At 55.9% G+C, this 13,828-nt stretch carries 13 protein-coding genes; 11 read left to right on the top strand and 2 right to left on the bottom strand.

All coding sequences use genetic code 11. From position 1 onward, the window contains the following. The 4 genes from traI (at position 1) to ACYAS9_RS16095 (ending at position 3,817) form a co-directional block, all read left to right on the top strand. On the top strand, positions 1-1,935 hold the full coding sequence (gene traI / locus ACYAS9_RS16110) for a TraI/MobA(P) family conjugative relaxase (protein ID WP_463569275.1): 1,935 nt from the start codon (positions 1-3) through the stop codon (positions 1,933-1,935). A 99-nt stretch (positions 1,936-2,034) separates the two neighbouring features. After that, entirely contained in the window at positions 2,035-2,442 is a 408-nt protein-coding gene (locus ACYAS9_RS16105; RefSeq protein ID WP_463569274.1) for a TraR/DksA family transcriptional regulator, read from the top strand. 177 nt (positions 2,443-2,619) lie between these two features. Next, complete coding sequence (locus tag ACYAS9_RS16100) at positions 2,620-2,949, top strand: hypothetical protein (RefSeq protein WP_463569273.1); 330 nt, start codon at positions 2,620-2,622, stop codon at positions 2,947-2,949. A 649-nt stretch (positions 2,950-3,598) separates the two neighbouring features. Continuing rightward, positions 3,599-3,817 carry a hypothetical protein gene (locus ACYAS9_RS16095; protein ID WP_463569272.1) on the top strand — a complete coding sequence of 73 codons (219 nt, stop codon included), beginning with the start codon at positions 3,599-3,601 and terminating at the stop codon, positions 3,815-3,817. 9 nt (positions 3,818-3,826) lie between these two features. Here ACYAS9_RS16095 and ACYAS9_RS16090 read toward each other — a convergent pair whose 3' ends face one another. Further along, entirely contained in the window at positions 3,827-4,162 is a 336-nt protein-coding gene (locus ACYAS9_RS16090) for a helix-turn-helix domain-containing protein (RefSeq protein WP_463569271.1), read from the bottom strand. Between the two features lie 892 nt (positions 4,163-5,054). Then, positions 5,055-5,915 carry a hypothetical protein gene (locus ACYAS9_RS16085; protein ID WP_463569270.1) on the bottom strand — a complete coding sequence of 287 codons (861 nt, stop codon included), beginning with the start codon at positions 5,913-5,915 and terminating at the stop codon, positions 5,055-5,057. 204 nt (positions 5,916-6,119) lie between these two features. Between ACYAS9_RS16085 and ACYAS9_RS16080 the strand changes: the two genes are divergently transcribed. The 7 genes from ACYAS9_RS16080 to ACYAS9_RS16050 all read left to right on the top strand — a co-directional run bounded on the left by ACYAS9_RS16080 (position 6,120) and on the right by ACYAS9_RS16050 (position 13,792). Beyond that, a complete protein-coding gene (locus tag ACYAS9_RS16080) occupies positions 6,120-6,341 on the top strand; it encodes a hypothetical protein (protein WP_463569269.1) in 222 nt (73 codons plus the stop codon). 550 nt (positions 6,342-6,891) lie between these two features. Beyond that, complete coding sequence (locus tag ACYAS9_RS16075; RefSeq protein WP_463569268.1) at positions 6,892-7,326, top strand: toxin co-regulated pilus biosynthesis Q family protein; 435 nt, start codon at positions 6,892-6,894, stop codon at positions 7,324-7,326. 28 nt (positions 7,327-7,354) lie between these two features. Then, on the top strand, positions 7,355-9,112 hold the full coding sequence (locus tag ACYAS9_RS16070) for a hypothetical protein (RefSeq protein WP_463569267.1): 1,758 nt from the start codon (positions 7,355-7,357) through the stop codon (positions 9,110-9,112). Continuing rightward, positions 9,112-10,407 carry a type 4b pilus protein PilO2 gene (gene pilO2, locus ACYAS9_RS16065; RefSeq protein WP_463569266.1) on the top strand — a complete coding sequence of 432 codons (1,296 nt, stop codon included), beginning with the start codon at positions 9,112-9,114 and terminating at the stop codon, positions 10,405-10,407. Before ACYAS9_RS16070 ends, pilO2 begins: the two co-directional genes overlap by 1 nt. A gap of 22 nt (positions 10,408-10,429) precedes the next feature. Continuing rightward, a complete protein-coding gene (locus ACYAS9_RS16060) occupies positions 10,430-11,026 on the top strand; it encodes a hypothetical protein (RefSeq protein WP_463569265.1) in 597 nt (198 codons plus the stop codon). 13 nt (positions 11,027-11,039) lie between these two features. Further along, entirely contained in the window at positions 11,040-12,731 is a 1,692-nt protein-coding gene (locus ACYAS9_RS16055; RefSeq protein ID WP_463569264.1) for a GspE/PulE family protein, read from the top strand. Further along, on the top strand, positions 12,728-13,792 hold the full coding sequence (locus ACYAS9_RS16050; RefSeq protein ID WP_463569263.1) for a type II secretion system F family protein: 1,065 nt from the start codon (positions 12,728-12,730) through the stop codon (positions 13,790-13,792). The genes ACYAS9_RS16055 and ACYAS9_RS16050 overlap by 4 nt, the downstream gene beginning before the upstream one ends. Positions 13,793-13,828: the final 36 nt, after the last annotated feature.

The raw sequence follows: 13,828 nt of genomic DNA, 5'->3' as shown, positions 1-13,828 counted from the left end.
ATGAACGCAATCACTCCTCCAAAACGTGGCGATAAAGGCTCCAGCTTTGGGAGGCTGGTGAGCTACATCAGCGATCGTGCAGAGAAGCCCAAAGATGATGAGGTTTTGACTGACGAGCCACGACGTGCCGCTTCCAAGTCGAAGAAGGCACAGTTCGAACGCCTGGTTAACTACGTTGATCGTACTGATGGTTCCGAGCGTATTGTGGTCGTCACGCACACCTCAGCAGATGGTCGTCAGCGTGTGTTGAGTGGAGGTGTCTCTTGTGAAACGAACTGCTTTTCCCTGGAAACTGCAGCGGCAGAAATGAACATGGTGGCTGCGCAAAACACACGCTGCGAAGACCCGGTTTATCACTTCATCTTGTCCTGGCGTGAGAACGAAGTTCCCACCGATGCTCAGATTTTCGATTGCGCCAATTTCTGCATTCGACAGCTTGGCATGCAGGATCACCAGTACGTGACTGCCATCCACCAGGACACCGACAACACGCATTGTCACGTAGCGGTTAACCGTATCAGTCCGATTGATTACCGGGCTGCTGAAATCTGGAAAGATCACGACGTGCTGCAGAAAAGCTGCCGAGTCCTGGAGCGCAAACATGGCTTCATCCAGGACAATGGCAGTTGGGAGTGGGGCGCCAATGATCAACTGGTTCGTGCACCATTTCGCTTCGGGAGTGCGCCGCAAGGCACGGTGCCTTTGCAGGTTTATTCGAACACTGAAAGTCTCTACCACTACGCCGTGGAGCAGGTGCGGGATCGCCTCTCAAACGCCATGCAACAAGGGCAGCTGTCGTGGGAAAGTGCGCACCGTCTCTTGCACAATCGTGGTCTCGGTTTGCGCGAGCAGGGTGGGGGTTTGGTCATCTATGACTTCATCCGTCCTGACGGTCCTGTGGTCAAGGCATCTTCGGTACACCCGACACTGACCAAGGCTCGACTTGAGCCATACATAGGTCGTTACCAAGGCCCGCCATCGTTCCAAACAATCGACTTTGACGACGAGACCATGACCATTGCTTCGTTCTATCAACCGGCTTTTGAGCTGCGCGACAAGGATGTACGGTTTGAGCGCCGGCAAGAAAGGGCCGATGCGCGTCTAGAGCTCAAGCAGCGCTATGAGCGGTATCGTGGTGCCTGGAAAAAACCGGACCTGGATGTGCCTAACCGGCGTCGCCAATTGCTGGATCATTACCGCGCCGTCAAAGCCGATGTGCGTAAGAGGTACAAGAAACCTTTGCTGCGCAAGCTCATGTATCGGGCAGCCGAGTTTGATCAGATGAAGGCTTTGGCCGAGCTGCGTCTCCGGGTGCGAGCCGAGCGACAAATGCTGGTCGACAAGGGACTGGCCAGGCCGCTGCCTTATCGTCAATGGGTCGAGTATTGTGCCGTGCGTGGTGATGTTGCGGCCATCAGTCAGCTGCGCGGTTTTGCCTACAGAGAAAAGCGACAGAAGCGTGCAGATGCCAAAGCACCTGATCGCATCATCTTATGTGGCAAGGCGGATGACTCGCCCATTCTCGACCGATCAACGCACACCACACAGCTTCGTCGCAGTGGCGTCGCTGAGTACATTCGTGACGGCGTGGTCGGTGTGATTGATGAAGGGGAAAGGGTACACATAGCTCCCTATTATGCTGACTACGATAACCGCAAAAACTTCGATATGGCTGTAGCCTTGGCGTCACTGAAAAGTCACGACCGAATCGAGGTACGCGGTGACCAAGCGTTCACGAAAAATACGATGCTTACTCTCAATATGTTCAACGATACCTACGTCAACAACCGCTACGCACCTACTGACTTCATGCAGCGTCAGCAGATGGAGCGTTTGCAGCCTGCCCAGGAATCGGTTCACAGAACCCGGCCCCATGAGCCAGATCTTGGAATAGTTCAGCCTGCTCCGAATCGGAACTCGTTTCCTCGTCCCTGATACGCCCAACCTATATGGGTGTTGAACTGATGGCAGTAGTTTTGAGTCCGAAAGCGTCTGGTCCTTGAAAGCTCAACCCACCCTTATGAGGTGCAACACATGCTCACCGATGCCGATCTCCTAGCCCAGTCCGAAGACGACTACATGTGTGCTACGCAGCTGGGTTTCTTCAAAGCGCGTCTGCAAACCAAAGTAGAGGATCTGCGAAATCGTCTCACCAGCAATCAGTTAGGTTGTGAAGTTGAGCGGCATGCAGACGAGGCAGATTTTGCGTCGGATGAGGAACAGCGCTCCTTTGCACTGCAAATGATCGAGCGTGACAAGGTCACACTCAACCAGGCATTGCATGCCATAGAGCTGATTCGCCTCGGTGACTATGGGTACTGCAAGGAAACTGGTGAGCCTATCGGGCTGCAGCGCTTGTTACTCGTGCCCGAGTCGGTTTACTCAATTGAGTCGATGAGGGTAGCTGAGGCGGCAAGTCGTCATCAGCGCGCTGTATTTTGAGCCTGTCGGTGAGGCTTGCCAGGTCATTCTGGAAATACATGCTTTGAACCGCAGAGTCCCAATTTTATGACGCAGTATCGAAAAAATGAGGCGGGGTGAGGTATTGGTTGTCTATCTGGCTGGTTAGCTCGTAGATTATGCAGCTATTCAACGCATTCAACTGATAAGGAAAATCACATGCGTCAACTCAAACTGATCCTCGCCACCCTGCCTTTTTTTGTATTGGCAGGCTGTGGTAACGACGGGCTGGATGGAACTTACGAGGCCAGCACTAAGGTCATGGGCTTCGAAGCTGGTAAGCAGACAGTGAAGTTTTCCAGCGATTACATCGAAGCCAACGGTAACAAGATCAAGGTCGACGAATGGGAGCGTAAGGATGATATCGTCGTTGCCCGTGACAAGAGTGGCGCTGCGCTAATAAATGTCCGTGTTCTTGATGGCGGCAAGCGCCTTGAGACGGTCGGCGGAAATGAGATGGCAAAGCAGGTTTTCGTTCGAGTCGATTAAAAAGTGGAATGCACTGGTACGACCACTGCTATTAGGTTTTCCTGACAGTGTGGCGTACCCGTGTGCACGTCTGTCACCGTGTTTACTGATGTACGTAAGAGCCAGATTTTTAGTACGCTTTTCAGTTGAGCAGCTGGTATCCCAACACCACCCGGTTTAGCGTTTGGTGTGCTCTCAGGACAGAATGCTGGATCACGAGCCAGCTTTCGGAACGATTCACCCGCTACAAGTCGGGACCCGTTTCATAGTCGTTGACCTTTCAGCTCAATCCGTATGGCTATTCAAAGCCAACTCATCCGGTTCAACGTGGTTACCTGGGCATTTTTGACGGTTAGCCTTGCGCATTCCCTTGTCTCAGATCCATGAAGGATCTGGCTCGATCTAAGCCGCGGTTCAGCTTGGCTGGTATCTCAAACCATGACGGTCGCTGTGGCTTGTCATTGCTGCGGCCCTACTGGCACCTGAATTGCACTACGCATCCGGCGTACTGGTTCGTACGATGCCGTCATCACATTGCCATTCGTCAACCGTTACAAATGCGATCCAATGCCAGGTTGAACGCAGGGCTGTGATTATGTACAGTGCTTTTGCCGGTAGGTCATCGCAGCTTTTGACAGTAGATCCACGTGTCGGTACGGATGGAACGAGTATGGAAGATCTGAACGAAGAGCTTCAGCCTTGCTTAGCCAGCGAGCATCAAAAATTATTAGATGAGTTGATGAATTTAACAAAAATAATTGAGATGTATGCATACGCGCATAGCAGATGCGATTTGAACGGTGACTTCAATGCTGCCGAATTTAATAAAATATGCTTAGATAGGGCAAAAAATATTCGATCTTTCTTGCGATATGAGAAAAAATTTTAAAGTAAGCCTTTACAGGTTATAGTTTTCGTCAATAAATAATATTATGTTCTCTAAGGATTTAGGGTCGGAAATACTTGAGATTTTTGATTTTATAACTTCTCTAAAATATCTGGCTTTTATAGTTTCAGGGTTTTCAGGCGCAGGTATTAAATCGCTAGGCATTACACCTAGAGCAGCTGATATTTTAAGCAGTTGTTCAATTGTGGGCATTGTAGTACCACGCTCGTACCTACTCACTAATGGCGGCTCGCACATTAGCTTGTTTGCTAACTCAAGCTGAGTGATATCGAGTGCCCTTCTCGCCTCACGGATGCGTTGCCCTATGAAGGTGCGCAGATCTTCCATGCCGTCATGCCTAAATCGACATTTTTTCAGTCGCTGCTAGCGTCTGGAAGGCATAGATGTGAAATAAAATTGTACAGGTGGTTTACTTTTTTTTGCTCCGGCTTTATTTTGTCGTTCATCAGTTGCAAATATGGCAGTAAGCCATGATGCGTTTCCCTGCTGCTGGTACTGCCGGATAGACACCGGCCGTGGTTATGGCAGCGATGAGTCAGCCCTAATGACTCAGAGGGTTGGCAACTGACCCAGGGTGCGCAGCGTAAAGCCCCAAACAAGTTTTCTGGCGGACAGGGTCGCGGTCGGAGTTCAAGCGACGGTACGGCCCAGTGCCTACCGTCTGCTTCGCCTGAGCAACTTTTTGAGAGGGTGCTGAGGGAAGCTCTTTTGAGAGGGAGGTAAGCCCGGTCTACAAGCCGGTGTTGGCGATCAAGCTGCCTAAACCAATGGGCCGTCTGAGCTGTAGCTTGTAATCGCATAAGCAATACGACCCCATGACCGCCATGCCGACGTCGAGATAGGTATCGCGAACAGGGAAGCTCCAGGCCGTACAAGCCAAAGCGTGAAGCCATCGACGGTGTAGCGCTACGACTGACATTGCTGATGCAAGAAACCCAGCCTACCGCCAGTTGCGGGGCTGGGTGTTTACCTGACGCGGCTCAAGCAAACTGAACCTGGGAAAGCATGCGGAGATATGGATGTGAGAAAGGTCATGGTGTTGAGATGGGCAGATACTGGAACTGACGAACCGGCCAAGGTCGATCGAGGCGAGGCCACGTTTCATGCCTTTTCGACAGACAGCTGTATCGAAGATGGCACCGTTTTAATGTGGCCTGCGGCTGTTATCGAATGGCCAAGTGGTGAGGTGACAAGCGTCCACATCGAGTTTATTCGCTTCCTAGGGCCGCTTGCCGAGTCCCGGTGAACCGCCGCTGTAGATCACATTTTGGCTATAGACCGTTTTTCCGCTTTTGTGTTTTTTGGGAGCATTGGTGTGATGAAAGCTATCCCGGCAGTTTTTACACCTTGTCGGTGGCTTGACCCAGTCTCGATGAATAACAAATTCAGCATGGCACCATTGGCAATAGCGCTTGCTCCAGGCTGGGACGTTTTTGTCCGCCGCTTTTCGGACTGGTTGTGCAGCTTTCGTCACTCTTGCGACATCAGCCCTGATTTCTGCGACCTTATGTTCATCCTCGAGTCCCGGCATATGTCCGTTTGACTTGCCCAGGATCAGCATCTGGGCAATTTTTTTGTAAACGTCGATAGCCTCAAAATCATCATTTCTTTGAGAAAGATAAAAGGTGATCGCACCGAATTTCTTGGTCAGGCCTTCGAAATCGTCGCTATATATCTGATGTGCTAAGGAGTCCTTCAGGGCTTCGTACTGGCCATCGCTCACCGAAACACCCCGGAATATACACCTACTGCCGTTAGCTCCAGATGTCCTCTTGGTTAAAGCGCTCGAGGGATCAGTTCGCTCCAAAACCGTTTCCGACCGACCGCTCTCTACGTCACCTCGAAAAATCTCATCAGCAGGCCAAGGAGAACTCGGTCTAGTTCGAGCAGTGTTCTGATCGAAATGTTTTTCGTGCGTCCCTTTGGCTATCGACTGGGCGCCGGCCTGCAAATCCCTCTCCGTCGTACCTTGAAGCAGATTGCGCTGGCCAATGACTGCGGCTTTGGCATCTTCCTTTTCGGTTCTCTCCTGAATCTGGTTCTTCAATTGCTGAAGCACCTCAAGATTTTTCTTGTCCATCGACAAGTCTCTCCACACCTGATTTATGAGCGCAACACTACGCATAGTGGTTCACCACGGCCAAGCCCATAGGTTACACAAACCGGACGGCTCACTTATGCCGCTTCCTTGAGGCGGCATAAGTAAATCAACCGAAGACCGCCACACAAAGCGGCGGCTCAACATGTACACCAAACCAAATAGCGCATTTTTCAGGAGAAACCGATGGAAGCATCCGACAACAAGCCCGCTCCAAAGACTACGACAAGCGTCTACGTCAACGCAGAGCGCTTTACCCACATCATGCAGCTTGCAATCGACGTGAGTAACGAGACACGCGTCCAGATAACACCCTCACAATTTGTCCAGCACCTGGTCGATCACTATGGCGAACTGGCACGTCAAAACTGGGTTCAGACTGTAGCGGGTGCGGCTCGAAACGATTGAGTGCTCACAAGGAATTTGGCCAGGCATTCTACCTCTATCCAGCACTACCCACTGCTGAGCGCTGCTTTCTGCATCAATGAAAACTCACCTCCTTATTCTGAGCAGTGAAACCTCTGGTGCTTTTTGAGTTGCTGAGCTGCCTGGCTCGCCGTTGTGCGTTTCCAAAACTGCTTTCTACCTGACTCCCTGTTCATGACTTTCATATCGGCATTGCTGAGAGGCACCTATGCGAAATCCCCTGCTGCTTACTGCAGCGATTGCACTCATTTCAGGCTGTAAAACAGCCCCACCCCCTGCGCAGGTGCCTGCCGACCTATGGATCGATGAGCAGATTGCGTTCAGCGCCTCCACGCTCAGCCAGGCTCAGTTGCGCTTGCATCAAACCAGTACACCACCGGCAGCTGCACCCGCTACAGCCGTTGCGCCGCTACCAGCAAAAGTGCCTGGTGCTGGTCCAACGGCTGTTGCTGTACCTGCAACCGCAGCCGCTTTACCTGCAGCTACCCCTGCGCCCAAGGTTGTTGAAGCCAAGCCGGTAGTCGTATCGGTCATGCCTGCTGCCAAGATCGTGGCTAATGCCGCCAGGCGTAAGCCGGTGACAGCGGTAACGGCCTCCGCTTTCGGCGCCAATGCCGTGCCGCTGCAGCCAGGCAAAGCCATGCCGGTGACACCGGTGCCGCCAATTGTCGTCGCCAAGGTGACGCCGCCGCCCAAGCCAGTCCCAGAGCAGTGGGTGATAGCCGCCTCCGATGCCACGCTGCGCCGGGCCCTTAACAAATGGGCGGTCAAAGCCGGCTGGCAACTGGTGTGGGAGGCTTCGGTGGATGTGCCGATCAATGTTACGGCAAGCTTCGAAGGCGACTTCCGCACCGCAGTGAAACGCCTGTTCCAGTCGCTCTCGGCGGCTGACGTCAACCTCAACGGCATGCTCTATGCCGGCAACAAGGTCCTGCGCGTTACCGAATCCGGTCGCCGCGCCCAGTAACACCCCCCTATCCCCTGGAGTGAACCCCATGACTTCGTACTTGAAACGAAGCATTGTCGTGGCCGTTGCACTGGCATTGGCCGGGTGCGGCACGGTGACCGAGCGTGACGGTATTCGCAGTGACTCGGTCGATGGCAACAAGAAAGTACAGGACAGCCTGAGCCAGTTGCGCCTGGAGGATCAGTTGCGCGGCGCTTCGGTGCGTGAGTTTGACGGTGTGTGGCTAGGCGCCAAGACAGTCAAGGTCTCGCGAGATGCCGAGCTGCCGGCGGTATTCAGCCACCCCATCCGTTTCAGCTTCCCTGACAAGCCGACCCTGACAGTGATTGCTGACCGGATCAGCAAGATCACCAGCCTGACAGTGCGCGTCAGCCCCGATGCCCTGGTGCCCATTGATGTGTTTTCGGCCCAGCGCATGGGGTCTTCCGGCGGCGGCTCTGCCATGCCAAGCGCTGTACCGATGGCCATGAACGTACCCATGAGTGGCCCGATCGGGGAGTCAGTGCCCAGCCTGTCATCGCTGACCGGCATGGATGGCATGAATACGGGTTATGCCAGCACTGGTTACGTCACCCCCCGCACTTTCTTCCTGGATCAGGCCAGCCCGTTTGGCGGCACGCTCAGTGAGCTGCTCGATCAGATATCGGGCAAATACGGCGTGGGTTGGGACTACAAAGATGGCGTGGTGCTGATTTCGCGGCTGGTCACCCGGACCTACCAGATTGCAACGATCACTGACACCAACGAAGTCACCAGCACCATTGCCAAGACCTCATCCTCTGGCGGTAGCGAGAGCGGCGGCGGGGGCAGCAGTAGCGGTACCACCCAGGCCGGCAGCGTCGAGTCCTCGGCAGATGTGTCGGCCAAGATGGCTGCATCGATCGATGTGGTGGCCAGCCTCAAAACAGCCATTGAAGGCGCATTGACCCCTAACGGCGTGGGCAAGCTGTCCATTTCTGCCTCGGGTGTCGTGACCGTCACGGACACCCGCGAAGTCCAGGAGCAGGTAGAAGAACTGATCAACGCGGAAAACAAGTCGGTCGGTCGCCAGGTGCGCATGCGCATGCAGATCGTCGACTTGACCTCTACGACTAATAACGACATGGGCGTGAACTGGTCCTGGCTGATCAACGATGCTGCGGCCAAGTGGAATGTGCGGTTCTTCTCTCCCGCAGGCTTGCCGGGTGGCTCATCCGGATTTGGCCAGCTGGGCGTTATTCGCAACGGCGACACCTCGACCACCAGCACTTTCCTGCAAGCGCTGGCCACGGTGGGCAAGGTCAATATCCGCAAGGATGAAACGTACTCGATGATGAATAACCGGCCTCTGTCGGTAGCGAACACTGAAAACTTCATCTATCCCGCCCGGTCCTCGGCTGCTTCGAGCAATAACAACAGCGGTTCCACCGTGGTGCCAGGCGTTGAGCCTGGGCAACTCACCACCGGCACGTTCCTCAACATGCGCTCGTCGATCCAGCCCAATGGCTCGGTCATCGTCAATTTCTCGATGGATGCCTCGATGCGCGGGGAGACACGCACGTTCGACAACAACGGCGTGACCCTGCAGTACCCGCAATCCACGGCCAACCAGTACCAGATCTACACCTCCATCGTGAACGGTGAAACGGCGGTTTTGGCCGGCATGGAAAACACCCAGCAACAGGCCACCGACAAGTCGTTCGACGGCAAGTTGACCCCATTGCTGGGCGGCGGTGTCGCCACCTCGACTTCGCGCCGGGCAGTTCTGGTGCTGCTGACCCCACAGATTGTGGAAGGAGTGAACTGATGCTCAATCAGGTACAGATTCCGGGTCTTGGCACTGCAGTGATGGGCCTGGACTGGTTGACCCTGCCGGGCATGGACGGCAAGCGCGAGGAAATCCGGCAACTGGGTCGAGGCGTGGATGCGGCCTGGCAGTTTGTTTGGGCAGGCAACGGCCAGGCCGATGACAGCGTGGCGTTCATTGCGCGCGGTCAGAGCAAGAAACGCCCGGTGGCCGCAGCCGCCTTGATTCGTGCGGCCATCGCCGAGGACCTGTACCTGACCTTGATCGAGGTCGACGAAGGCCGGTTCTGGCTGTTTGCGGTTCAGGACCATGTGCCGATCAAGCGCGCTGACCTGGTGGGCTCCATCGGTGAAGTGATGCTGCTGCTTAAGGATCTGCTCAGTGCTTTTCAGGATCCGTCCAAACTTCCGATCTACACCGATCAGCAGGAGCGGCTGACGGCAGCAGTCCCCCATCCATTAGACATGCGGCCTTTTTCGCTGGAGATCCTCAGTCACTCGATCTCCAAGCGGGACATGGCCAAGGCGGCATTCAGTCGCCATACCTCGGTACCGGTAGTGCCGATCCTGCTTTGTACCGTGCTGATCGCCGGCGGCGCGGGTTACTACCTGTACCAGCAGGGGGTAGAAGAAACAGCACGGCGCGATGCGTCACTGATCCGCGAACGTGCGGTGGCCCAGCGCAAACAGGAGCTGGCCACCGCCGTAGAGACGGCGCTCAACGCCACGGTGCCGGCACGGCTGTCGATTCCGGCCTACCTGGACGCCACGCAGGACCTGAAGCGTTCCCTGGCCGGCTGGAAGCTGACTGGCCTTGAGTGCGCAGGATCGGGCTGCACGCTGACCTATCAGGCGCAGGCTTTTGCGACCTGGGCCGGGTACCTGGCGGCTAAGCCTGCAGAGTGGCCGGCGCCGGTGTTTGGCAGCGATATCGAAACGGTCACGCAACCCATCGAAGTACCGCTGCCCGAAAGTCCTCCACGCACGTTGGACGGACTGGCGACACGCGACACGGTCAGTCAGACGCTGGGCAATCTGGCCCAGGTTTCAAAGATGCTCGGACTGACGATCACGCTGCCCACGTCCTGGGCGCGGGTAGCCGGTAACGTCGCCATGCCGCTACCCGAAGAAGACTGGATCCCCATGACTGGCAGTTTTGATGCCACCGGTTCTGCCGTGCTGCTCGAGAACCTGGCAATGCGCCTGCCGGCCACCAGTGGCGTGTCCAGCGTGTCCTTCAAGCTCGATGACCCCCTGACTTTTGAATTGAAAGGGGCTGTGTATGCCAACCCATAAATCTCTTTTCAAGGAGCTGTGTATGCAAATCCCTAAAGTAGCGCTACTGCTGCTGTTGTTTCCGTTAGCTGCAGTCGCCCAGGAGAGCCTTGAACTGGATACGCCTGTCGCGATTGACCATTCGACCGACACCTTTGGCCGGCTGCTGGCCAAGCAGGCGCAGCTGCTGGACTCGGAAATGGACATGCGCATCCGCCAGAACGAGAGCCACGGCACGGCGGCTACTGCAGTCAATGCCAACCCGTTGCCAGGTTCGAAGCAGGACATCAATGAGCAGGAGCCTGTGGTGGAGGCCATCTGGGGCCTGGCCGGCAAGGAAGTGGCCGAGATCAACTATAAAGGCCTGCGCGTGCCGGTATCGATGCAGGAGCCGTTCATTTCAAAGGTCGACGGCTGGAAGCTGGAAAGCATCCAGCAATACCAGATCCAGTTGGTTCGCACTGAAGGCCGTCAGGTGGTGCAGCGCAAAACCATCATGCTCGATTGGATGGGTGGGCAGGGTAGCCAAGGTGGACAGGCGATGACGTCCAATGCCTTGCCAACCCCGGTTTCAAATCAACCGATCATGCCGATCACTCCTGCGATCAACCCTGCAGTGAGTCCTGCATCGATGCGTTAGCCCCGGAGTTGCCATGTCCACACATACGCGTTCGAATTCTAGTTTCTTCAACCTCAACCGCTGGAGAAAGCCGCCTGCCCAGGAAGATGCTGCACAGCAGCTCTCCAAAATGGTGGCCTCGATTCGTCGAGAGGGCCGCATCAAGAGCCGCGCAGATCTGCCGTCCTTCCGCTCAATCCTGAGTCAGGCCCAGGGCGTGGCCGGCAACGATCTGTCACTGGTGGCCGTGGTCGACCGGGGCAACCGTGAAGCCATGTTGCTGGTTTCGGAAAATGCCCTGGGCCAGCGGCTGCATGTGGAGCTGCGTAACCGGGTGCTCGATGCCGGTTACACCCTGGTTCTGGAGCGTTTAGCCGATGTCGGGTTGATCGCTGAGATCAATCGGGCGATCAATCGCGAGGGTGGCGATGCCAAGGCCAGCGATGCCCGGCCCGTTGTTGAAGAACTGATACGCGATGCGGTGAACGATCAGGCTACCGATATCCATCTGTGCTGCCGTGAAGGCAGCGGCATGGCCCTGTTTCGGATTCATAGCCGCATGTATCCGTATCGCAACTATGACGTTGCCACCTGCGAGCAGATCGCCGGCTACCTCTATACGCAGATGGCCGACTCACGTACCCGCAGCCTCGGGACGTTCTCCCTGGAGAGCAAATCGCTGAGCTGCATGGTGCGCACCACCGTTAACGGCACACACTACAAGCTGCGTTACAAGTACATCCGGCTCAACGATGGCTGGGACGTGATCATCCGGGTGCTGGTCGTTGAAACCGCAGGCCTGCCCAGCAAGACTTTTGAAGAACTGGGCTATGCCCCTTCTCAGATCCAGCAGCTGGAACTGAGTGCGGCACGGTCTATTGGCCTTATCGCGATCACCGGCCCCACTGGCAGTGGCAAGTCCACTACGGTCAAGGCTGCCATGGAATTCGACCCCAACCGGCGCTATCGCAAGAGGTACTCGGTCGAAGACCCGGTGGAATACAAGATCTTCATGGTGTCGCAAATCTCCATTCAGCGCAGTGACCATGAGGAAGAAGAAGACAGCAACGGTGCGTTGCTCGGCACGCTGCGCGACATCTTGCGCGCTGACCCGGACGAAGTCCTGGTGGGTGAAACCCGCGACCGGGCAACTGCTTCCATCGTCGGCGACTTCGTACTCACTGGGCACAAGCTCTACACCACGCTGCACACCTCATCAGCCTTTGGCGCGCTGCTGCGTCTGAATCGCCTGGGCCTGGATCGACATGTCCTGGCCGATCGACAGTTCATCTCTGCCGTTGCGTTTCAGCGATTGCTGCCGATCGTGTGTCCGCATTGCTCTGTGCCGGCCACAGACGTGTTGCCTGAGCCCAAGCTGAGCCTGTTGCAGGCCAAATTCGCTATCTATATCGACAGGGTGCGTTGTTCGAGCGAAGACGGTTGCTCTCACTGCCGGCATCGAGGGGTTATCGGCTCGACGGTGGTGGCCGAGATCGTCACGCCGGACAAGGTGATTCGCCAGTACATCGCTGAAGGCCTGGATGAAAAGGCCGAGGATTACTGGCGTAAAAGCCGCCGTGCTGGTTACGACGAGCCCGATATGACCGGCAAGACCGCTTACGAGCATGCCCTGTACAAGGTCTCGCAAGGCTTGATCGATCCGCGTGACCTGGAACGCGAGTTTGAACCCCTGGAAAGCTATGAACTGGTGGAGAGCTCGCAATGAACCTGGGTTTCAAGTTCTACAAATGGCTGTTCAACACCTTCGATGCCAGCCGGCAGGAGTTCTATGAGGATTTTGCCTCGGCACTGCGTGATGGTGCTGCTGACGCAGACCGGCTGAACAAGATGGCGTCGCGGGCCCGGCAACGTAACTCAGGCTGGGCGCCGCTGTATGAGCACTGGCTGCGCAAGATGCGCCGGATGACCTTTGCCAGGGCACTGCAGCACACGGTGCCGGACTACGAGGTCATGGTGCTGACAGCCGCGGAAGATGATGGGCGACTGAGCGAGGCTATGGACTACCTGGGGCAGGCTATTCGCCTGTCCAGCAAGGTCAAGAGCGCCTACTTCATGTCGCTCATTTCGCCAGTGATCGCGCTTAGCACGCTGATGGGCTTTTTTCTGGCCTATGCCTTGGTCATTGGTCCGCAAAACCTGCAAACACTGCCGCTGGACAAGTGGCCGGTGGTGAGTCAGCAGCTCTATGCCTTCTCGACCCTGCTGGTTAACGGTGGAGTCGTGCTGTGCGTTGGTTTGGGCATCTTCGTATGGCTGGTGATGTGGAGCCGCAGTCACTGGCGCGGCAGGATTCGCGCCTGGGCCGATAAGGTACCAATCTTGCCCTGGAGCGGTTATCGGGAGCGGGAGGCCAATACATTTCTGGTCGCCTTCGCCATCCTGCTGCAGTCCAACAACCACGGTCCCAAAGAGGCACTGGAGCGCATGCGCCAGTTCGCCTCTCCCTGGCTGAGCTGGCATCTTAGCCTGATGCTCAGGCAGTTGGGACGAACGCCAGACCAGCCGGCGCGAGCCCTGGATACGGGGCTGTTTCCAATCCAACTGATGGACCGGATCGAGGACTACGCCGAGCGCACCGACTTCACCAAAGCACTGCGCACCCTGGCCTTCGACCACGGTGACAAGCAGATTCAGGCCGCCAATCGCCGTGCAGCGATCGGCGGCTTCATGGCCATGATCCTGGTGGCTGCCATGATCGGCCTGATCGTCTGGGCCAACTTCGAATTCAGCCAAGCGCTGGAAACGTATATTCAAAACATCCGTTAAACGTCTTGGCGACTCGATGATCTATATCGGCAGGTA

The sequence above is a fragment of the Pseudomonas sp. HP_08 genome (genome assembly GCF_055284095.1).
Note: the sequence above shows the minus strand (reverse complement) of the source record. Positions and strands in the feature narration are given on the sequence as shown.

Coding starts and splice junctions, on each gene's coding strand:
- traI (WP_463569275.1), top strand. CDS start 1: ATGAACGCAATCACTCCTCCAAAACGTGGCGATAAAGGCTCCAGCTTT.
- ACYAS9_RS16105 (WP_463569274.1), top strand. CDS start 2,035: ATGCTCACCGATGCCGATCTCCTAGCCCAGTCCGAAGACGACTACATG.
- ACYAS9_RS16100 (WP_463569273.1), top strand. CDS start 2,620: ATGCGTCAACTCAAACTGATCCTCGCCACCCTGCCTTTTTTTGTATTG.
- ACYAS9_RS16095 (WP_463569272.1), top strand. CDS start 3,599: ATGGAAGATCTGAACGAAGAGCTTCAGCCTTGCTTAGCCAGCGAGCAT.
- ACYAS9_RS16090 (WP_463569271.1), bottom strand. CDS start 4,162: ATGGAAGATCTGCGCACCTTCATAGGGCAACGCATCCGTGAGGCGAGA.
- ACYAS9_RS16085 (WP_463569270.1), bottom strand. CDS start 5,915: ATGGACAAGAAAAATCTTGAGGTGCTTCAGCAATTGAAGAACCAGATT.
- ACYAS9_RS16080 (WP_463569269.1), top strand. CDS start 6,120: ATGGAAGCATCCGACAACAAGCCCGCTCCAAAGACTACGACAAGCGTC.
- ACYAS9_RS16075 (WP_463569268.1), top strand. CDS start 6,892: ATGCCTGCTGCCAAGATCGTGGCTAATGCCGCCAGGCGTAAGCCGGTG.
- ACYAS9_RS16070 (WP_463569267.1), top strand. CDS start 7,355: ATGACTTCGTACTTGAAACGAAGCATTGTCGTGGCCGTTGCACTGGCA.
- pilO2 (WP_463569266.1), top strand. CDS start 9,112: ATGCTCAATCAGGTACAGATTCCGGGTCTTGGCACTGCAGTGATGGGC.
- ACYAS9_RS16060 (WP_463569265.1), top strand. CDS start 10,430: ATGCAAATCCCTAAAGTAGCGCTACTGCTGCTGTTGTTTCCGTTAGCT.
- ACYAS9_RS16055 (WP_463569264.1), top strand. CDS start 11,040: ATGTCCACACATACGCGTTCGAATTCTAGTTTCTTCAACCTCAACCGC.
- ACYAS9_RS16050 (WP_463569263.1), top strand. CDS start 12,728: ATGAACCTGGGTTTCAAGTTCTACAAATGGCTGTTCAACACCTTCGAT.